The organism is Novipirellula herctigrandis, from assembly GCA_007859835.1.
Classification (GTDB): Bacteria; Planctomycetota; Planctomycetia; order Pirellulales; family Pirellulaceae; genus Novipirellula_A; species Novipirellula_A herctigrandis.
Genome location: SJPJ01000001.1, coordinates 302,581 through 323,376, shown reverse-complemented (window position 1 = coordinate 323,376; position 20,796 = coordinate 302,581). Strand labels below are relative to the sequence as shown.

14 protein-coding genes are annotated in these 20,796 nt (G+C 51.8%); 8 read left to right on the top strand and 6 right to left on the bottom strand.

Going from position 1 to position 20,796, the window contains the following annotated elements; translation table 11 throughout:
- Window positions 1–52: 52 nt before the first annotated feature.
- On the bottom strand, window positions 53–1,906 hold the full coding sequence (locus tag CA13_RS01145) for an arylsulfatase (protein ID WP_419193798.1): 1,854 nt from the start codon (window positions 1,904–1,906) through the stop codon (window positions 53–55).
- Between the two features lie 547 nt (window positions 1,907–2,453).
- Window positions 2,454–2,855, bottom strand: a complete 402-nt coding sequence (locus tag CA13_RS01140; RefSeq protein ID WP_146394017.1) for a DUF6508 domain-containing protein — start codon at window positions 2,853–2,855, stop codon at window positions 2,454–2,456.
- 1,087 nt (window positions 2,856–3,942) lie between these two features.
- Here CA13_RS01140 and CA13_RS01135 point away from each other — a divergent pair.
- From CA13_RS01135 to CA13_RS01120, 4 genes are all read left to right on the top strand, one after another.
- Window positions 3,943–6,450: a glycosyl hydrolase family 95 catalytic domain-containing protein gene (locus CA13_RS01135; protein ID WP_146394015.1), complete on the top strand. Its 2,508-nt coding sequence runs from the start codon at window positions 3,943–3,945 to the stop codon at window positions 6,448–6,450.
- A 458-nt stretch (window positions 6,451–6,908) separates the two neighbouring features.
- Complete coding sequence (locus CA13_RS01130; RefSeq protein ID WP_146394012.1) at window positions 6,909–9,260, top strand: HzsA-related protein; 2,352 nt, start codon at window positions 6,909–6,911, stop codon at window positions 9,258–9,260.
- 288 nt (window positions 9,261–9,548) lie between these two features.
- On the top strand, window positions 9,549–11,345 hold the full coding sequence (locus CA13_RS01125) for a sulfatase (protein WP_146394010.1): 1,797 nt from the start codon (window positions 9,549–9,551) through the stop codon (window positions 11,343–11,345).
- Window positions 11,346–11,534: 189 nt separating this feature from the next.
- Window positions 11,535–11,771, top strand: coding sequence for a sugar-binding domain-containing protein (locus tag CA13_RS01120; protein ID WP_146403283.1), 237 nt, complete (start codon window positions 11,535–11,537; stop codon window positions 11,769–11,771).
- A gap of 64 nt (window positions 11,772–11,835) precedes the next feature.
- On the opposite strand, the gene CA13_RS01115 is transcribed toward CA13_RS01120, so the two are convergent.
- The 4 genes from CA13_RS01115 to mntR form a co-directional block, all read right to left on the bottom strand.
- A complete protein-coding gene (locus tag CA13_RS01115) occupies window positions 11,836–12,351 on the bottom strand; it encodes a GNAT family N-acetyltransferase (protein ID WP_146394008.1) in 516 nt (171 codons plus the stop codon).
- Between the two features lie 93 nt (window positions 12,352–12,444).
- Window positions 12,445–14,640 (bottom strand): ferrous iron transport protein B, encoded by a 2,196-nt coding sequence (gene feoB, locus CA13_RS01110; RefSeq protein WP_419193797.1) that lies wholly within the window; start codon window positions 14,638–14,640, stop codon window positions 12,445–12,447.
- A gap of 56 nt (window positions 14,641–14,696) precedes the next feature.
- Window positions 14,697–15,761 (bottom strand): metal-dependent transcriptional regulator, encoded by a 1,065-nt coding sequence (locus tag CA13_RS01105; RefSeq protein WP_146394004.1) that lies wholly within the window; start codon window positions 15,759–15,761, stop codon window positions 14,697–14,699.
- Window positions 15,762–15,867: 106 nt separating this feature from the next.
- A complete protein-coding gene (gene mntR, locus CA13_RS01100; protein WP_146394002.1) occupies window positions 15,868–16,278 on the bottom strand; it encodes a manganese-binding transcriptional regulator MntR in 411 nt (136 codons plus the stop codon).
- 131 nt (window positions 16,279–16,409) lie between these two features.
- Between mntR and CA13_RS34490 the strand changes: the two genes are divergently transcribed.
- The 4 genes from CA13_RS34490 to CA13_RS01085 all read left to right on the top strand — a co-directional run bounded on the left by CA13_RS34490 (window position 16,410) and on the right by CA13_RS01085 (window position 20,738).
- The gene (locus CA13_RS34490) at window positions 16,410–16,577 is read left to right on the top strand and encodes a hypothetical protein (RefSeq protein WP_419193796.1); all 168 of its coding nucleotides are present in this window, start codon (window positions 16,410–16,412) and stop codon (window positions 16,575–16,577) included.
- Between the two features lie 235 nt (window positions 16,578–16,812).
- On the top strand, window positions 16,813–19,200 hold the full coding sequence (locus tag CA13_RS01095) for a heparinase II/III domain-containing protein (protein ID WP_146394000.1): 2,388 nt from the start codon (window positions 16,813–16,815) through the stop codon (window positions 19,198–19,200).
- 145 nt (window positions 19,201–19,345) lie between these two features.
- Window positions 19,346–19,618 carry a hypothetical protein gene (locus tag CA13_RS01090; protein ID WP_146393998.1) on the top strand — a complete coding sequence of 91 codons (273 nt, stop codon included), beginning with the start codon at window positions 19,346–19,348 and terminating at the stop codon, window positions 19,616–19,618.
- Between the two features lie 127 nt (window positions 19,619–19,745).
- The gene (locus CA13_RS01085) at window positions 19,746–20,738 is read left to right on the top strand and encodes a family 43 glycosylhydrolase (protein WP_419193795.1); all 993 of its coding nucleotides are present in this window, start codon (window positions 19,746–19,748) and stop codon (window positions 20,736–20,738) included.
- The last annotated feature ends 58 nt before the right edge of the window (window positions 20,739–20,796 follow it).

The following is a 20,796-nucleotide window of genomic DNA, read 5'->3' as shown; positions in this document are numbered from 1 at the left end:
CAGTTACTCGGTTAACCGTTACTCAAGTACTTAGGAATGTGTGCGTGATCGTCTACGGCCGGAGCAGATCTGTTTTGGGCAGCCGCCGGACCGTAACGTAAATCGCGCTGCACAAGTCGTTACCTGAAGAATCCAAAAAGGTTGTTGCAAGTTGTGTCTTTCCGACGGGGAGCTGAATTGTGAACGAAGCATGCGTGGCCTTGGCATCCAAGTTGACGGAGCGGCTGATATTGGCAATGTCAAGTTTTGCTTTGAAAATCGGTCGAGCGCTGGGGCCTTTGTCGTCTGGGCCGTCCCATCCCTCGGTAAGCATTTTGTCGGATTCCGTCGGCCAACGGCGAAGTTCGATTTCGTAGTCTGCTTCGCGATCAACGATAACGTTCCAGTAACCGCGTGCGGTTGCTCGGGACAATCCTGCGGGGTTGTCGCAATAGTCCCCCGTCCAGTCCTGCGAGTAAAGCTTCACAGGATTCGCCTGCTTGCTACCAACGGTGATCCAGCGCAAGCGGTCGAAATCTTTTCTTGCTTCAACGTGCCACTGTTCGTAGTGCTCCGTCATCGTACGAACGATTTCAGGATGTTCTGCAGCAACGTTCTTTGTCTGTCCCGGATCACGGCCCATGTGATAAAGTTCGGGCGGATTTTTGTTCTCGACGACCCTGCGGCCTTTCTGTTCCTTCAGCAATCGCCACTTGCCCCACAGCACAACCGCCGGATCCCACCGCTGGCCAGAAGAACGGTACTGGATGACGAGTTTACGATCGGGTAGTCGCTCGGCTTTCCCCGTTAATAGATCGACTAGGCTTGTACCGTCGAACTTAGCATCGGTGAGCGTCAATGCACCAGCCGTCGGTTCGTCGCTGTTTGGGTCACCGGCGGCTAGCGTCTTGCCGCTCCGTTTAAGATCACACAATTCAATCAGCGTTGGCAAAAGGTCTTGCACTTGAGTCAACTCGGTGATGTCGGTACCGTGTATGAGGCCCGCCTTGGGCCAACGAACAAACAATGGCACGCGATGACCACCTTCATACACGCTCGTCTTTTTGTTTCGCATGCCGGCGTTGAAGATCGCTTGTGCCTGCTTGCTTTGCGTGCCATTGTCAGACATGTAGATCAGGATCGTATTTTCGCGAAGCCGCGTCTGGTCGAGAAATGAATCCAGCTTGCCAACGTTTTCGTCCAAATTCGCGATCATGCCGTAGAACGTTGCTGGAATCAGTTTGCCCTTGGATTTGCCCGCGTAGGGTTTTGAGTACCTCTCAGCACAAACGTTGGGGACATGGGGAGTGTTCGTAGGCAAATATAGAAAGAATGGTTTGCCTTCCGTCGTTTGCTGGTCGATCCACTTGATCGCTTCGCCAAAGAAAATGTCGGTGCAATAGCCTTTGTACTTTTTGTCAACGCCATTGTGTTCAAGCACCGGGTCGAAGTAGGTGTTGCCCCAATAGTCGGCTAGCGAAGTGATTCCCCAAGCGCGGTGATGCAGCGTTTCCTGAAACCCACGATCTTGCGGACGATGCGGATAGCTGTCGCCCAAATGCCACTTACCAAAGTGCCCGGTTGCGTAGCCGGAATTACCAAAAAAATCCGCCATCGTCGGCAACTCACTCCTGATCATTGAGCGACCCTCGCAAACGGCCGTGCAACCGTTCTTCATCGCATCGATACCGGTCATCAGTTGACCTCGAGTCGGCGAGCACATTGGAGCGACGTGGAAATCGGTAAATCGAACGCATTGTTCACGCAGTCGATCGATGTTGGGAGTCTTCAGAACGGGGTTTCCATGAGCAGCCACGTCGCCGTATCCCTGATCATCACTGACAATCAATATGACATTGGGCAAGATGACATTGGGGCTTTTTGCAGCAAGCGGTGCGGAGGACAGCGCAGCAAAAACGGCGCACATCAACGTCAGACCTTTTGTGAGAAAACAGCTTCTCCATGAAGTGCAGTGAATGGTCCGATTTTTCATTGTGGTGACAATTTCATGTAATCGAGTTTCCAACCTGGATACCGTTGGGAGACCCACATCGACCGTGGCATTGACATATCGGCGTATCGTCTTCCCGGAGCATTTTAACCGCTCGCGGCCAGTCAATGGCCGTTGGAGCCTCTCATTGAACAAAATGAATTGGGGTTGTTTCATTTAGCCATCTCAAATTCATGTTTGAAATTCTCTAACGGATTGTTTTCGGGTACCATCGTATGGCCAAGACGTGTATTCCCAACCGAATCTGCACTACGATTTTGAAGCACAAGAACTCAAAAACGTACCGGGATCCAATATCACAACCATGCGCCGAAAGAACAGCGGCAATTTCTTCGCATTCTGTTGCATCAAGCAAATAAATTCTCGCCTGAGAGGGTCTACCCACTGCCGCCAATGGCGCAATCGCTATTTGTATCAAGAGCAATCCGCTTATGCTCGACGACATAAGAAACAGGGTTTGTCACTAGGCTCTTTCCATTTCGGATCGGATCGTCTGCAGCCGCCGCAACAGTAACACGATATGACCATTTTCGAACATTGATGCGAGATGTCCCTCGCAGAAGCGATTCGCACGAACATGTGTCGTGAACAGCTTTCGAATTGTTTGAGCATCAGCAGTCTCGATTTTCGAAGGTTCTTCCATGAACGTGTTTGCCGTGTCTTGCCACTCCGTCCAATTGCATTCGGGCGAAACCCAGTTTTGACGATAGAGTGCTTGAAGAAATTCATCTACCACATCAACAAAATCAAACCATGGGAATTGCCCAGCTCGACCTTGCCATTCTCCGGCGACGAATCCATTGGCCGCAAACGGTTCGAGGAACGGGACAAGGGAATCAATTTGTTCGACTGTTACTGGCGTCATTTCAAATCTCAAATTTGCCTCAGAAAGTCTTCAATTCTGCTTGTCCTACACAACCCCAAGCGTCTTGATCGCCGCATCTCACCTGGGCCAGGGTAAAAACTTGTTTGGAGTTTAGCGTATGTTTCGGCGGGCAATGTGGGATGTCGGCGACGCTTGCAATATAAAGATCTACTCTTTTCGTTCTAGGGGCTGTCTCGTCAATGTGAATTGACGCACTTTTATGTGAGCCGCAAAACGCTAGCCGGGGGTGTTTCCGGGGTCACCGGCGGATAGCGTTGTGCCGCTTATCATTGACGAGACAGTGCCTAGCGTCGTGGGCGACTTGCATCGTTGCGTCCAAGTTTTCAAGGATCTTGTTTCTGAAGGTTGATGTATTCAACGTATAGCCTTCTCAGTAGTAGAGCGGGCCAATGAAGGTGCCAGCATTCGCCGACGTTGCTTCATTCGTGATGAGTCCCTTGGCGATTCGGCGCTACTGAGATCGGTTGCGACATAAGGTTTACCTTCCGATACGTCCGAGTTCAATCGGTTCAGAGTCAACGCTTAGCGATCTACCAGGTTGAATCAGCAGAGCAGTACACGCTTGTCCTATCCGGCCCGTCTCCGTTGGTCAACGTAGATCGCATTCTATTCCGGCAGGAGAGTGTCACTAAAGAGGCGATTGAGCCAGTCAAATAGGCGGCGAATTTAAGGTGGGTACGGCGTCGTACGATCTTTGTTGGCCAAATCGTGGCTTAGTGCGGCATTTCCTGGATAGGTATTGGTAGACATCAATCAGAGCTACGTGCTTAGAATTCGCTGCAACTTGGTGTCATAACCCGAATCGCGAAGGCCCCCGCTTGCCCAACATGCGGTGATTCGCCGCAAGTTGAATCCGCAATGTTTTCCAGATACCCTTCACTGCCGCCAAAAGCCTTCACTGCCGCAAAAGGCTCGCCACCTATCACGGGTTCTTGTTGCTGCAGCATGCCAATGCATCGGGTAGTGCATCCCGTACTGCATAAATTAGTGCATCGGCCGAGGGAAGGTTCCTGTATTTGAAACTTGAATCTTAGGCTGATTGCAACCTTCGTTTCTGAGAAAGACCATGAAAACTCATTGGGCAATTTTTGCCGTAATCGCACCGTTTTTGCTGTGCGTGACTATTCGAGCCATCGATATCGATCCAATCCCTTTAGCGCAGCGTTCTGCGGTGATGAGTCTGCCGGGCATGTGCAGTACCGAGCCGGCGTCACGTTGGGAGAGTGGCTTGGTGACAGGCAACGGCGTCATGGGTGCGACCGTTTTGGGCCAACCATACGATGACAAAGTGATCTTCAACCATGAACGACTGTTTCGGCCAATCATGCATGAGCGTCCTTTGCCTCCCGTGATTTCAGGGGCATTGCCTGATGTTCGGCAAATGATCAAACAAGGAAAGACAACCCAGGCTCTTGCGTATTGGCGGAAGGTGATGGCCGAAAATGGCCACCCGCAAATCATCAATACGCCGTCCTATCATCCGGCTTATACGATGACGGTCGAACGCAATAACGTCGGTGACGTACGAGACTACCTCCGTACGGTTGATTTCATGACCGGAGAAGCGGTAGTCCGGTATCGGACCGCTGAGGGATGCTGGCTTAGCAAAACCTTTGTCTCTCGCAAAGACAATGTCATCGTGCAATTGTTCGAATCGCCCGATGGATTGCCAATCAGTGTCGATTTGAGCCTAATCGATCAATGGCACGGTCTTTCCGATGACAAGGCGCGCATCACCGTGGATCTTTCCGAACAGTGGATGACCGCTCGATGTAAATACAACAAGACCCCCAGAGGCTACGAAGGCACCACACGCGTGGTTTGTGAATCGGGAACGGTCGAACAAAATGCGAATCATGTTCGTTGTTCGGGTGCAACTCGCGTGCTCTTGCTCACACGGATTATGGACTTGGACGATTTTGATACGTCACAGATCCCCGTAATCCAGGCGAGCTTATCACAGCTTGCTGCGGACTATGGTCTGCTTCTCGAGCGGCACGTGAAGCTGCACCGTTCTGCGATGGAGCGAATGACTCTCAATCTAGATCAATCCGAAGATCGTTTTCTTTCTTCGGAAGAGCTAATAAAAAAACAATCGGAATCGGCCCAGATCGTTCCTGCGTTTCTTCAGAAGATGTTTAACATGGGACGCTATGCACTGCTATCGTCGAGCGGTGGCTATCCACCTCCGTTGACTGGAATTTGGAATGGCTCGCACAAACCCGCATGGTCCGGAGACTTTACGCTCGACACAAATGTGAACCAGCAAATCGCTGGTGCAAACATTTGTGCGTTGCCAGAAGCACTCAACGCCTACTTAAGCTTGATTGAGGAAATTTCCCCAACGTGGGAAATCAACGCCAAGAACATCTACGGATGCCGCGGAATCATATCAGGCGCCCGCACCGCAGGTCGTGAGAACTACCACACCCATTTCGGGAAGTGGCCCGGGCACTGCTGGACCGCCGGCGCGGCTTGGCTGATATACCCGTTGTACGAATACTACCTCGTGACAGGCGACATGGAATTCCTAAAGAAGCATGCACTTCCATTGATGGAAAAGGTGGTACTTTTCCATGAAGACTTTCTGACGGAGTTTGACGAGGACGGAAACTACCTGTTCGTTCCATCCTATTCCCCAGAGCAACTTCCGGGTCACTCGATCAATGCGGTACAGAACATTGCAGCTGCAAAACAGGCGATCCGCAATTTGATCGAGGCTTACCAAGACCTTGGAATCGAACCCGATCGTGTAAAGCATCTCAAGGGCATGCTGACGAAGTTCCCTCCCTACTTGGTCAATGATCGGGGAGCTTTCAAGGAGTGGGCATACCCATCGTATCAGGATGGATATAACCACCGCCACATGTCGCACAGCTATCCGATCTGGCCCGCGCACGAATTGACATGGGAAGAACATCCGAAGCTAGTCAACGCGATGCGAATCGCCCTAGAATTGCGTCTACCGCAGGACCATTCCGGACACTGCTTTGCCATTCGTGCGTTGTGTGCGGCACGGACCAAATACCCGTCATTGTTTTATCAAAACATCTATACGCTGATGCGATACGACTACATCCAGCCCAATCTTGTAACAAGACACAATCCGGGTTGGTGCCCGAACACGGATGTGTTGTGCGGGCTGCCGGGAGTGATATCCGAAGCGTTGGTCTATTCCAATCCGAGCGTGATTGAGCTACTGCCAGCGTGGTCATCAAAAATCCCCATTGGCTCGATCAAGGGAATCCGTTGTCGCACGCAAGCTACCGTCGATTCGTTGAACTGGGATCTAAATGAGAAGGAAGTCACCGCAACGATCTCTTCTCTAAAAGACCAATGGGTGACGCTGTATCTGCGTCAAGGCATAAAGAGCATCGAAGCAGATACGGAAGTGACGACGTCACAACAGGGACACATAGCGCGGAAAGTGTTCCTCCAGAAAGGCCGATCGGTGCGGTTGAAGGTTGTTTTGGATAACAGCGTCAACGACTATCCAATTAATACTCCCGCATTCACCGCGGAAGACGCCGCGGAATACCACGAACTGAGAACCGAAAAAAATAACTCGTATTGAAAACGCGCAAGAAGCGATGTTTGCGAATCGAGAACAATGGCGTCGATGGCGAAACGATCAAGTTGGGTTAGATCGACTTAAACGATGTGATCTTATACGCATGAACGACGCGACATGGCAGTACGATTAATCCCCACCAAGGCAGGGCCTCATGCGCGGCATGCCGGCTAATTCAATTTTGGCGGGAGAAGTCACAGCGCAAAGAAGGAGTATTCGGCGAAATTGCTACTGCGACCGATTCGTTAACGCAGCAATCACGACTCGAACCGGTTAATATGAATGTGATTAAAAATGAAGGGCTAAGTGAGTTGGGAACAGCAAAGTGGCAACCTTAAGTTAAGTAGCTGCTCTAAGTTAAGTAGCTGCTGTGGCGATTTTAAAGTCGATCCCCCGAGCGAGCACCCGCCTTGGTGGTATGAGTCGACGTTACAGTTTGAACAATAATGAAACAAAGTATCATGATGATATTACCAACACGATGGATTTGGGTCGGCATAGCCGCGTTGTTCGCAGGACATGCTTTCGGATTTGAGCAAGTTCTGTTGGTGCAACGGAATATGGTCAGAAGCTCGCATGTCTACACCTATCATGAAGAAGACAATAAACCCGGCGGTGGACTGTTCATTTTCGATTTGGAGAAAAAGGAACTAAGGGAAATCTTGGCTAGCGATGAAGGCTTGATTCTCGACGCCAATCTGCATTACGACGGCCGGACGGTTCTCTTTAGTTGGAAGCGGGAAATGTCTGGAACGTTCCAGCTTTTCACCATAAACATTGATGGCTCCGAGCTAAACCAGATTACGGATCATGCTTCTAATAATTTCAATGCAAGCTGGCTCCCGAATAATGAAATCGTCTTCTTGTCAGACCGCAAGCCGGCGTTCGCCTATTGTTGGAAAACGACCACGCCGATTTTGTTCAAATGCAAAGCGGACGGCACTAGGCCTGTGCGGTTAAGCGCCAACTATCTGAACGATTTCACTCCTTCGGTAATGGACGATGGGCGTATCCTTTACAGTCGCTGGGAATATGTTGACCGTCCCGCCATTCCGATCCAGAGCCTTTGGACGATTAACCCGGACGGCACCAAGCTTATGGGGCTGTTTGGCAACCGTATTTTGTCGCCGGCGACCTTTATGGACGCTCGCGAAATCCCCGGATCGAGCGGAAAGATCCTTTGCGTGATGACAGCGCATAACCGCCACTGCCATGGAGCAATCGGTATTATTGATCCTGAAAAAGGTGGTAACGCACAGCAAGCGATCCGCAATCTGACACCGGAAGTTGGAATTGGGCAAGTCGACAAGGGAGCGGGCAATCATATCCGTGGGCCCTACGTGAATCCCTTCCCGCTCGACAGCACGCACTACCTGGTTTCAAAAGACGGTTCGATCGAACTGCGCGACTACGAGGGAACGCAAATACAGCCGCTGTTAAAAGGTGATGCAAACGGACTCGGCTTCTATTCACCGCAACCGGTGCGGACACGCCAAAAGGAACAGCTCGTCGCTTCCACCTTGCCAAGCGACGGCAGCGAGGAAAAAGAGTTCGAGTGGGCTGAGATTAACATGGTTGATGTCTACAACGGTTTGCCCGATAGCATCGAGCGAGGTTCCATCAAAAAGCTGGCGATTGTCCAAGAGGTGGAAAAGCCGTTGGGGATCGATCCCGGTCGCCGCGCGTTTGGATTCCAATTCCCGGTGGTCAGTGCAGGAGCAACGTATGCACCCAAAAAGGTTTGGGGGTTTGCAACGGTGGAAGAGGACGGCTCCGCTTTTTTTAAGGTGCCCGCTCGACGACCGATCTATTTCCTGCCGTTGGATGAAAACGGAATGACGGTTCAACGCATGCGGACTTTTACCCATCTGATGCCTGGCGAACGGCAAGGGTGCATTGGATGCCATGCAGACCGGAATTACGTTGCCAACGAAATGACATCGCGTGCATTGGCGCTGACGCGTGGTGTAGAACAACTCGAGAAACCTGCGTGGGGCGTGAAGGGCTTCAACTATGTTCGCGAAGTCCAACCGATCCTCGATGCCCATTGCGAGGAATGCCATGGCCACGACAACCCGGCCGCAGGTCTAGAACTGACCGGCGACAAAACAGACTTCTTCAACATTTCCTACGAAAACCTAGTTCGCAGGGGCACGCCTGCGGAGAACTTTGTGCAAGGCGCGACCTCGCGCGAGTTCAAACCAAAGTATGTGAGTTGGATCCCAACCTACAACGGGCAAGAAGCCAACATTCTGAATATCAAGCCGGGACAATGGGGTGCCAAGAATTCCTTACTTGCTAACGTCGTTCAAAGCGGGCATCGCGACGACGACGGCAAGCCGCGCATTGCGTTGTCCGATGCCGAAAAGCTGAGGCTATATTTGTGGATGGATCTAAACGTGCCGTACTATGAAGGCAGTGACTCAAACTACCGGGGAAATCGCGGATGCCGCCAACAGCTTCCCTCGGAGTTTGCCCAGACCTTTGCTGATATAGCTAAGCGACGCTGCATTGAGTGCCACACCCAAGATTCGAACGACCAAGTCTTCACCTATCCCAGTCAATTCGCTTTGCGATTGGATCATCCGGAGCGCAATCCCATCTTCATGGCTCCGTTACCGGAGGAGGCCGGTGGTTCCGGGAAGTGTGGGCAGGCCGTTTATAAAACGGTAGAGGACGAAGACTACCAAAAGTTGATTCGTACATTCGATGCACTTGAGGCTCAACTCAAAGACAATCCACGACTCGATATGCTCACGAATGACGGCGAGACCCCAAACGCAACATCAACGACAAGCGTATCCATTCCATAGAGTCGTATTGGATCTTTGATGCATGCTTGCCGACGGATGAGCAAAACGGTTGGGAAACAACTTAGCGACGAAAAATTTAGGTGATGTATCCGTGCGGGGTTTAAGAATCGTTGCCGATGGCGGTCTTTGGCAACGTCGTGACAATCCAAGCCACGATGGTTAGTACAGCACCGAGCCGAAGCCTTTAAAAACGAAAAGCATAATAAGATACTCCATGGAAAATGGCTCCTGGTGAATTCCTTCCAACTGGTCGCACGCTGCGCCACTTCCCCCATTTTGAGGATCTCGATGCCAGCAAGAACTCGCTACCTATTTTGCCTTTGTTTTTCGCTGCTGGGGATCGGCAATCTAGACGCTGCCGACCAGCGACCCAATGTCATTCTGATCATCTGTGATGACTTGAATGATTATGTCGAAGGCTTCGGCGGACATCCTCAAGCAAAGACGCCAAACATTGCTCGGCTTGCTCGCAGCGGCGTCACTTTCACGCAGGCTCATTGCAATATCCCAATCTGTGGACCGTCCCGCGCGAGTCTGTTCACGGGTGTCTATCCCCACAATTCAGGTTGTTTTGGCTTTACGAAATGGGACCAGTACGAAGTCCTTAAGAATTCGCGAACGATCATGGATCACTTTCGGGCCGAGGGGTACCAGACACTAGGCACTGGCAAATTGATGCACCATATGGTTCGCCAAGAATGGAAGCAGTACGGCAACCCGGCGGACTACGGGCCGTTTGCATTCGATGGCGAGAACAAGATAGCCCATCCCGACGTGCCCGCACCCTATCGTGACATCGGAACGATCGACGGATCGTTTGGACCGTTGGTGAATCTAACGGGGCGGAAAACGGCTGATGGAAAACCGGTGAGTTGGCTAACAGGCAATTGGGCAAACAATCGCCAGTTACGAGTCGATTCCCCGAATGATCGTGATGCGACGGCCGACGAATTGAATGGACAATGGGCCACCACGGAATTGCTCGCCCGCGCCGATAAACCGGGGCGGCAGCCGTTTTTCATGGGTGTCGGATTCATTCGCCCTCACACACCGTTGATCGTGCCACAGCGATTCTTTGACATGTTTCCACTTGATTCGATCGAGCTTCCGGTGATCCGTCCGGGAGATGTCATGGATACTTACGCCAAAACGGTTCGAGGTATTCCGGAGGGTGCGGATGGGGATCGTAGCGAAGACATGGGAACGCGTTTATTCCACACTTTGGTCCAGTCGTACCCGTCGCAGGACGATGCCCTTCGACATTTTATCCAAGCGTATCTCGCCAGCGTTGCATCGGTGGACGAACAAATCGGTCGAATTCTCGATGCCGTTGACAACTCGTCTTTAAGGGACAACACGATTATCATCCTAACCAGCGATCACGGTTGGGGCATGGGCGAGAAGGACTATCTATACAAGAACTCGTTGTGGCAGGAAAGCACTCGTGTCCCACTGATCATTCGTGCTTCCGGTGTGGCAAGAACTAAAGGAGTGTCGTCGCAACCGGTTTCTCTAATCGATATCTATCCGACGCTCATTGACTTGTGCGGACTTTCGGGTGAAACCAAAAAGAGCGGAAAGGGTCATTCGCTTGACGGCTATAGTTTGAAACCGCTGCTTGAGGACCCCGAGAATGGCGAATGGTCCGGACCACGCTCTGCGTTAACGGCGTTATACGTTTGGCGAATGAAGTACGACCCATCCCGCGAAAGCTATTCGCTACGGTCGAGAGATTGGCGTTACATCCGATACGAGAATGGCAAGGAAGAGCTTTACTTTACGAAGGACGACCCGCACGAATGGACGAACTTGGCCGCCAATGATGTCCACGCCGAAACACTGCTGACATTCCGAAGCGAACTGATGATGCGTGTTCCCGCCGAAGGGTCGGCCACACCACCGCAACCTGCCTTTCAACCTAAAAAGCCTGTCGCAAAGAAACCCGATTCAACACTCAGCGGGGAAGCGTGGAAGGACAAGTACTTCGCGAAACATCCGGCCGCCGACACGGACAAGGACGGAGTGCTTACTTGGCCGGAATACAATACTTACCGAGCCGAATTTGATCCTGTACCGAAAAAGTAGAACTTAACAATGATCGATCTCTCTAGACGCCTGTCACGGCTCCTTGCAGCGTCCATCGTCTGCTTGTCACCGTCTGCATTCGCCGAGGTTCGCCAGATGCAGGTTCTCGACGGATTGTGAGAGATTGCTAATGATCATGACAATGTAGGCCGAGAGGCCAATTGACACACCGAAGCGGTTTTTTCAAAACTGGATGGCCTGCGGTCGATCGATGTACCGAGCTGCTGGGAAGAGATTGAACAGGATTATGAAGGAGTAGCATTCTACGGCACTCGATTCAAAACGCCCGAACAATGGAAAGACCGGACCGTCCAACTACAGTTTGATGCGGTCAACGCAATCGCCAAGGTTTGGCTTAACGGCTACGCGGTCGGGCAACACGAAGGCGGTTATGGACCGTTCGAATTTCGCGTCCATACCGATTAATGCCAATCCATTGATTGTGAATTTGAGGAGTCGTCAATGCAACTGCAATCTCAACTGCAACCTGTCAGTCGACAAACTTTCGCATCAGGATCCCGTCGTAATAAGCATCGGTCGTTTTGATATCGCGACTCAAGATCGTTAGTGTCTCGAATTCCATCTTCTGGTAAAGTCGGATCGCCGGTTCATTGTCGGTACGAACCATCAGGTAGACGATCTCAAGTTCCTGCGATGTAGTCGCTCGCTTGAGTCCGGCTCGGAGAAGCTGCTCTCCGAAACCTTTCCCACGAGCTGATTGTGCGACACCCATATTGAGATCGGCAGTATGTCGTAACCTGGACTGCGTCCGAGGTCTGATCGTTAAATAGGCGTCCGGTTTTTGAGCGGTTCCCGCAGCAAGTGCGATTCCTCCGGGCAGGCTTTGCAGGATGGTAATATCCTCCTCAAAACTCACCCGATCGCGGTACTTATCTTCGAGCGTTCCACTCATTCCCTCTGACGTTGAGTAAACATCCCGGTATAGCGAGTAGAGCTCGCCTGCGCAGTATCGGTTAAAATCTCGCACCACTGATTTCTTCATCATGTTTGCCACTGCACACTCATTAACGACGCCTGTCTGTTCTCGCAGCGACGCGTTGAAATTGGAGACCCACAAATGGGTATGCCCAACGCCAAACTAAGAAAAGAATCTCCACACCTGGGTGACGGCAAAACACAGCGCTAACCCCATTGCTAAGGGCAACAGTGTCGCAATCGTCGTCCACTTTACACTATGGGTTTCTTTCCAGATGGTATAAATCGTTGTCGAACAAGGGTTGTGTATGAGGCTAAACAACATCACATTGACCGCGGTTAACACCGTCCAACCGCCTGACATAAGAATATTCTTCGTCAACGTTTGTGACTCAAGCTCAAACATGACTCCCGCCTCTCGGCCGTGGCCATTGAGCCCGAAGATCAGTACCGTCAACATCAGGATTGTTGGAATCACGATCTCGTTTGCCGGAATCGCAATGATATAGGCAAGCAGGATGACTCCATTGAGACCAATCAGCACTCCGACAGGGTCCAACATTCGCACCAGATGTTCCGCCAAAGATGCGTCGCCTATCGTCAGGTTCGCAGTTAGCCAAATCACGGCGCCCGCTGGCGCTGCAAACACAACCGCTCGCCAAAGTACGAACAACGTACGGTCAATCATCGACGTATACAACGTTTGAAGGAACCGTGGCGGGCGGTAGGGAGGAAGCTCAAGGTGGAAAATCGACGGCTCGCCTCGAAGCACCGTTCGCGACAGCCCCCATGAGACCACGAACGTTAACAGGACCCCAAGCAACGCTACCAACAACACGGCGGCCGCAGAAATAAACCCAGCTAGATAGGGTGGCACAAGGGCGCCGAAGAAGATCGTCGCCAACAAAATCTGTGTAGGCCAACGTCCGTTGCAAAGAGCAAAATTGTTGCTGATGATTGCAATCAGCCGTTCACGAGGGCTTTCAATGATCCGCGTCGCCACGACCCCCGCAGCGTTGCAGCCCAACCCCATGCACATCGTCAGGGCTTGCTTGCCATGCCCACCGGCCCGTTTGAACAAATGGTCCAAGTTAAACGCGACTCGCGGCAGGTAGCCGAAATCCTCGAGCAACGTAAATAGCGGGAAAAATATTGCCATCGGCGGCAACATCACGCTCACGACCCAAGCTGTCGCCAAATAAACGCCATCAATCATGACCCCTGACAACCACGCGGGAAGATGAACCGCGGCGGCTGCCGATTTCAACATCGGATGAAACGTATCGATTAACAACGACGAAAGCATGGCCGACGGAACATTCGCACCGGCGATCGTTAACCACAGCACCACGGCCAGCAGCAGGATCATCACGGGAAATCCGGTCCACCGATTGGTCAAAAGTCGATCCAATTTTCGATCGAACGCAGGGCCTTCCGGTCCACTGGCATGAGTTACCGTAGCGTCAGCGATACTGCCTGCCTTGGCAAAAACGCTTTCCACTAACGCATCGTGAAAACCCGCACCGAGTTGCCAACGTAAGGTCGACGCCAGGCTAAGAATCTCATCACTCCCCGAACGTATCGCTTCGGATTGTTGTCGATCTGCATGTGGCTCAATTTGCTCGGCAACATTTTCACTTTGGGGTGTGGCGATGGCATGCAATTCCCCACTGAGCATCGCCTGTGCAACGCGCTCGTCACCATCAAGCAATCGCAGCGCCAGCCATTGGGTATTCGCCAAATCGCCGTAAACGCGATTGATCTGTTCCGATATTTTCTCGATCGGATCACGTAGTTGGCTCGACCAACTTTCCATCCGAATGGGTTTGCATGGAATCGAATCCGTGGCAACTGCGTGCACCGTTTCAAGAAGTTTATCCAGCCCTTGGTCAAAGCGCGCACTTGTAGGAACGACTGGTACGCCCAACAGATCGGACAATCGATCGTGGTCGATGGTCATGCCGTGACGTTTCGCCTCGTCCATCAAATTCAAGCAGATAACCACTCGATCAGTGATCTCCAGAATTTGTAGAACGAGATTCAAGTTGCGATCGAGTCGGGTCGCATCGACAACCACCAACGTAACGTCAGGCTGTCCGAACAACAAAAAGTCACGGGCAATCTCTTCGTCGTAGCTGGTTGCGAACAGCGAATAGGTGCCTGGCAGATCAACCAAATGGTAACAAGCACCTGCGTAGTTCAAACTGCCTTCGGCGCGTGAGACAGTTTTGCCGGGCCAATTGCCGGTGTGTTGGCGAAGTCCCGTCAACGCATTGAACACCGTACTCTTGCCTGTGTTCGGGTTACCACCAAGCGCGATGACAAAGTCTGCATTGGCACGCTTGATCTGATCAATCATCACGGGCTTTGAATCAGCCCGAGAGGAGCAATTGTCGCACGCGTTCGGAAGAATCTTCATGGTGACATACGGCCGTTTCGGTTTCCGCTACTATTTCCAAGGTTGCTCGTTGTCAGTTCCACATGTATCATTTCCGCCTGTTCGCGTCGCAGTGCAATCAGCGCTCCGCGAATGCGATATCCTGTTGGGTCGCCCGCTGGGCTCTTCATCACCGAAGTTACTTCAGTTCCAGGCACTAGGCCAAGGTCCAAAAATCGCCTCCGCTGTATCCCTTGGCATCGAGGTGAGATTCCTAGGACCTTTCGCGATTCGCCAACTTGCAATGACGACAAGCGATCAACTGGTCTAATCGGTACATCGGTTGATCGAGGCACAACCCAGACGTTGGCTGCGACGACCGGCGCCATTCGGTGTTGTTGCCCATCGATTTCCAAACAAATGTGTTCGGGTGATTTCTCGATCACGCTGACCGATTGATTGACGCGAATTCCCTCGGCGCGAAGTTGGGCGTAAATCGCCTCGGGCTCGTCCTCCACATGCACAATCGTGTGAGCCGAACCGACGGATTGGTCCGACAACGGCGCGCCTCGTTGCTCAGGCACTTCCCCTTCAGGAGTCGGAATCGGATCACCATGAGGATCAAACCGCGGGTTTCCGGTCACTCGCACCATCTGTTCGACATCGTCAGGGGACGTGTGATGCTCACGTCGATCCGCCTCGTTGTGCCATTGAGCTTCAGAGAAACCGGTGCGATCCGCAAGATAGGTTTCCCACAAGCGGTGGATGCGGATCATCCGAAGCGCTGCCTTGCGCCCTTCATCGGTCAGACGTAAACTCGCTTCCTCACACCTCAAAAGCCCCATCGCTTCAAGACGAGCAGTCAACTCGACGACGCGCGAGTTACTCATCTCCAAAACGCCAGCCAAACTCTGGACGGTTCCATGCGACCGGTGATATTCACAGTCGTAGAGATGCTTTAGCGCGTCTTCAACAATCATCCGTTCGTTTTGGCGCAATGCTCGAATGAACCGTGAGATATCCCCAATGTTCCACCACACGAGGATGCTGATTGTCGCAATCACAATTGCCACAGAAACGAGAACGAATAAAGGGTTCAACATGGGTAATTCTATGCCATAACCGACGAACGCTCGTCAACGAGAACTTAGCCTCGGCTAAATCTTTGTGATAGCTTAGTCTATGCTAAACAACTGTCAATCGGGCTACTTAAGCCTCGGGCCAGCCGTCTTTGAGCACACGTGCCATCGCATCGAGCGTTTCTTTACTGACGTGGTGCTCGATCCCTTCGCTATCGATGACCGCCGCTTCTTTACTGACCCCCAACCGACGCAAGAACGACTCAACGATTTCGTGCCGCTTCCGCGACTTGGCAGCCAATTTTCGCCCTTTCGCAGTCAATTCAATCGGTCGATACGGCTCGGTTAAGACCAAGCCGTCGCGTTTAAGTCGTCTAACCGTGTTGCTAACCGTTGCATGCGTTACCTCAAAATGGTTGACCAGATCCGTTGCTCGACAGACCCCGAGTCGGACAATTGCATCCGCAATCGCCTCAACATAATCCTCAGCCACCTCACTAGCGTGGTCTGATCGCGTTCGTCGATGAGATTGTTGGGACAAGGGGAAAGTCCTCTTAACAAAACGGCTAGTAACTATGAAACGTTGTGAAAAAAATTTACTCGCCGGATCGGATCGAGTGGAAAATGCATCGCATCAAAAAAATCGATGCCTGGATGGACAGAAACTAACGAGTGTCTACGGATATCGCTAGTAACGGGCGTCCGCCAATCGCCCAAATCGATGGCACGTTGCTTCGCTTTCATCGCATTGCTCCATTCGATGCCATCCAAACCAACGTCAATCCGCTCATCTTCTCGCTTTGCGACCATCGAGCGACGCTTTCTCTATGCCCTGTCTAGATGCCCTGTTTAGTCTTGGTTCGAGGTTAGTGACCGACGCCACGAGTCCAGGCAGGAAATCCAACTATTTTTTAATGGTGCGAATTTCCGCTGCTTGATTGGGATCCCTCGTCAGACGTATTGAAGCTGCCCCCATCGTTTTTTTCAGAGCTTGCAGATCAAACGCTTAGGAGTCATTCTAGACTATTCAATCCCGCCGCTCGCAAGCAACACTCCCTCCCAAAAAAAGTTGATCATGCTCAGGATATCTCGCCTCGTCATCGTGCCCTGCTTTCTACTTATTGGAACAGCGTTTTCGCAATCTGCGATCAAAGCAGAAACGAGGACGCCCGTTACTCCCGACACTCAGCGTCTATCGCAAATTGCCGAAATGCTACCCAAAGCACCGATCGGCCTGGGCCGTCCCATTCGCGACCGCGATGCTTGGCAATCGCTCCGGGAAACATCCGATGCGAACGAGGCAATTCAATCGGCCGAGACATTACTTGACACTCCGATGCCCGAATTGACGGATGAGATATATCTGGATTTTTCGAAGACAGGAAATCGCACACGTTGCCAGCGCGTGTTAAGTTTGCGTCACTCGCGACTTTCCAAATTTACGATGGCGGAATGTTTAGAGAACCGCGGACGCTTTCTAGAAGCGCTCGAGCAATCGATTCGAGATATTTGTTCGGAGAAAACTTGGGTCTTGCCCGCCCATGACCGCGAATTGAAAAACTTTCGCGGTAATGAAGTTAACATTGATTTGGCCGTTGCCGGGCTTTCATGGGAACTAGCCACAACCTATTACTGGCTCGGCGACCAATTGAATCCAGAGATTCGCCAATTGATCCGTAACGAACTGAACCGACGCACGTTCGTCCCCTTTATGCGATACGTCAAAACCGGTGAGCCAAAAATGTGGTGGGTTACAGGCACAAACAATTGGAACGCCGTTTGTTTGGCCGGAACGGTTGGGGCGGCATTGGCCGTGATCGAAGACCCTAAAGAAAGAGCGTTCTTCGTGGCTGCTGCCGAAAAATCAATACCGTATTTCTTAAGCGGATTTACGCCTGATGGATATTGCTCCGAGGGCATGGGCTATTGGAATTATGGTTTCGGTCATTTCGTCTATTTATCCGAAACGCTTCGTCAGGCAACCGATGGCGAAATCGATTGGTTGAGGTTGCCGAATGTCAGGAACATTGCAACCTTTGGCCAACGAATCGAAATTGGTGGCGGAGTCTATCCCGCATTCGCAGACTGCTCGGTCAAAGCCCATCCCGGGTCGAGTTTGATGGCCTACCTGAGCCGCGTCTATCAGATGGGGATGTCGGATGTAGAACAACACGGGTTGGGGCACTCCGCAGGCCTGCGTGGCTCGTTGGTCAGCGCCGGAGTGTATGTTTTTCCTAATGCAGCCAACCGAGTTGCTCCGGCGCAGTCCTCGGCTTTGTCGATTCGCGATTACTTTAAGGATGCTGAGATATATATTGCAAGGCCCGCGCAAAATAGCAAATGTCGCGCTGCGGTCGCACTCAAGGGAGGCCACAACGCAGAGCATCACAATCACAACGACGTAGGCAGCTACGTGTTCGTCGTCGGAGACCAACCGGTGTTAGTCGATCCCGGCGGCGAGGTTTATACGGCTCGCACCTTCAGCGGCAAGCGTTACGACAGCAAGGTGCTTAATTCCTATGGTCACTCCGTACCGCGCGTTGCAGGCCAGTTACAGAAAACGGGACGAAATGCCGCAGCAAAGATCCTTCGAACGGAGTTCAGCGACGAAAAGGATGAGTTGGAAATCGACTTGAAGGCGGCTTATGCAGTACCAGACCTTAAATCACTCAAACGCACGTTTATCTATTGGCGTTCCAAAGAAGGCACATTGCAGGTTAAAGATGAAGTGGAATTTAGCAGTCCGCAAACATTCGAAACCGCACTCGTGACGCTCGGCCGTTGGACACAGGATGGCGACACACTGTCAATTTACGAATTGGACGAAGCCGTGCAAGTGAGACTAAAAGCTTCGGCTGAGTTTGAAGTCGTGGGTGAGGAAATAAGCGAAGATGTCCACACTCATTCGTTGCCCAAGCGGATCGCCATACGGTTCAAGCGGCCCGTTACAAAGGCGACGATGACCGTTACTTGTGTACCGCTCAGCCAGAGTAACAATGGCGTGATCCTTCGCAATGGTGACTTCACTCACCAGGATTGGTGTTGGACGATCCCCGAGGACGGCATGGGGACGATATCCCAAAAACGGTCCTTTCGAGGAAGCGACTCGCTTAGCATTGCCGATGCGAGTAACGAGCGAGGGTCAAATATCCTTTCTGCTCCCGTCGCTATTGATGAGCTTGGTGAATACGAACTTCGTGGCAAAGTATTGGGCGTATCCGGAGACGGCATTGGCCTCTATGTGCGGTTCCTAGACAAAGAACGCAAAATGCTGAATATCGCCACGCAGTCCGGAAATCTCCCCAGCATTGGCACCGTTGGCGGATCAACGAATCAATGGGATTCATTCGCCTTCCCTTTCCAGACGCCAAAGGAGACAGCCTTTCTGCAAGTTTGGATTCACAGCTACAACGGCGCGCAAGTGGAAGCCTACCTGGACGACCTTGCCATTGAGCGAAAGTAAGGCCCGAGGAACTCATTCTATTGTTGAGAATTGAAAACCGCAGTTTCCCGCAAATTCCTAACCACAAATTCCGCGCGGAAAACGCTGATCTTCGATATACTTGTGATCTTCAATAACTTCGCCAACGTTACCATTGGACCAAGCAATGACTGATTCCGAAGCAAACACAACACCCGAGCCGCCTTCCAAAGAGGAACTGCGACTCGCGATGAAGGCGTTTCGCAAACGCCTGAAACTCACTCGGTTGGACGATGAATCCGGATTGGGCTACGGACCAACGTCTTCAGGCCACCGCTCTCGCATCGCCGCGATTACACCACCGGATCAGTTCCCGAAAGCCGTTTGGAGAGAATTGGCCAACCAAGGGAAGATCCGACGCGAATCGGGTGGTCTCTACTCCATCGTCGAAACGTCGTGAGCATCTTTTGTGCTGTGTGGCGAGCGCCCGTCACCGCTCGGTGGGCTCGCTTCCCTGAGGAAATTCTGCAACTTTAAACTCGTCCGTTGGCTTCATGCACGCTCGACTTATATATAGAAGGTTTACCATGACGATGAAGACGGGATTTGTTGTCACAATCCTAAGTGTTCTTGTTTGTGGAAAGACGTACGCTGTCGAACAGGGACTGGCTGGCGAAGGAACGTCAACGGCTGCAGTTCCCCGAATCGCGGGCGAGTATGTCAATGTTTACCAACCGGGTGGCGATGTCTTTCCTGGACCAAGCGTCGGGCAATTGGTCGCTGGCAAACACTATGAAGAATGGGTCCCTAACGATCATTGTTTCGTCAAGGATCAATCAGGGCGGTGGCACGCTTTTGGTATCACGCATCCTATTACCGACCTTGAACATATTCACTTGGGCGAGAACCTCTCATTCCATGCAATCGCACCGGCCGGACCGTTAAAAGAAACTCTCAAAGAAGGGGCCTGGAAAGATCAGCCAAAGGTTCTGCCACCAAACGCACGCCCCAGAGAATTGGCTGCAAATCACGCTCCCTTTATCGTCCGGCGTAACGATCTTTACCATATGGTTTATGGCCCTACGCCGATCCGTTATGCCGTATCCGAGGACTTGTTTAATTGGACACCCAAAGGATCACTGGGGGACACACCGATCGGGCGTGATCCAAGTATTCTGTTCTGGAACGATACCTACCATCTCACCATATGCGGGGTTCGCGATGTAAGAATCGCAACTTCCAAAGATTTCAACGTTTGGAAACAGCACGAGCCCATTTTGACCATGAAGCAAGGCTTTGATCCCGAATCGCCATCCATCGTTCGCCATGGCAACACTTTTTATTTATTTGTCTGTGGCTGGAACGGAATATGGGACCGCAAAGAACTTCAGGGAGCGTATCAGCACGTCACGTATGTCTACAAATCCGACAATCCATTACGTTTTGACTTGAAGGATGAGGTAGCCGTGATCAACGCCCATGCCCCCGAAATTTTTCAAGACGAACAAGATGATTGGTACATTTCCAGCGTGGAATGGCCGTATCGTGGTGTCAGTATCGCTCGTTTGGTATGGGAATAACGGTTGGGCTATCGGCTGAAAAGTCGGCAGAAAAAAATCAGTAAACTCTTATCGGACG

Coding starts and splice junctions, on each gene's coding strand:
- CA13_RS01135 (WP_146394015.1), top strand. CDS start 3,943: ATGAAAACTCATTGGGCAATTTTTGCCGTAATCGCACCGTTTTTGCTG.
- CA13_RS01125 (WP_146394010.1), top strand. CDS start 9,549: ATGCCAGCAAGAACTCGCTACCTATTTTGCCTTTGTTTTTCGCTGCTG.
- feoB (WP_419193797.1), bottom strand. CDS start 14,640: ATGATTGATCAGATCAAGCGTGCCAATGCAGACTTTGTCATCGCGCTT.
- CA13_RS01115 (WP_146394008.1), bottom strand. CDS start 12,351: ATGATGAAGAAATCAGTGGTGCGAGATTTTAACCGATACTGCGCAGGC.
- CA13_RS01090 (WP_146393998.1), top strand. CDS start 19,346: ATGACTGATTCCGAAGCAAACACAACACCCGAGCCGCCTTCCAAAGAG.
- CA13_RS01085 (WP_419193795.1), top strand. CDS start 19,746: ATGACGATGAAGACGGGATTTGTTGTCACAATCCTAAGTGTTCTTGTT.
- CA13_RS01105 (WP_146394004.1), bottom strand. CDS start 15,761: ATGTTGAACCCTTTATTCGTTCTCGTTTCTGTGGCAATTGTGATTGCG.
- CA13_RS01130 (WP_146394012.1), top strand. CDS start 6,909: ATGATGATATTACCAACACGATGGATTTGGGTCGGCATAGCCGCGTTG.
- CA13_RS01140 (WP_146394017.1), bottom strand. CDS start 2,855: ATGACGCCAGTAACAGTCGAACAAATTGATTCCCTTGTCCCGTTCCTC.
- CA13_RS01095 (WP_146394000.1), top strand. CDS start 16,813: ATGCTCAGGATATCTCGCCTCGTCATCGTGCCCTGCTTTCTACTTATT.
- CA13_RS01145 (WP_419193798.1), bottom strand. CDS start 1,906: ATGTGCGCCGTTTTTGCTGCGCTGTCCTCCGCACCGCTTGCTGCAAAA.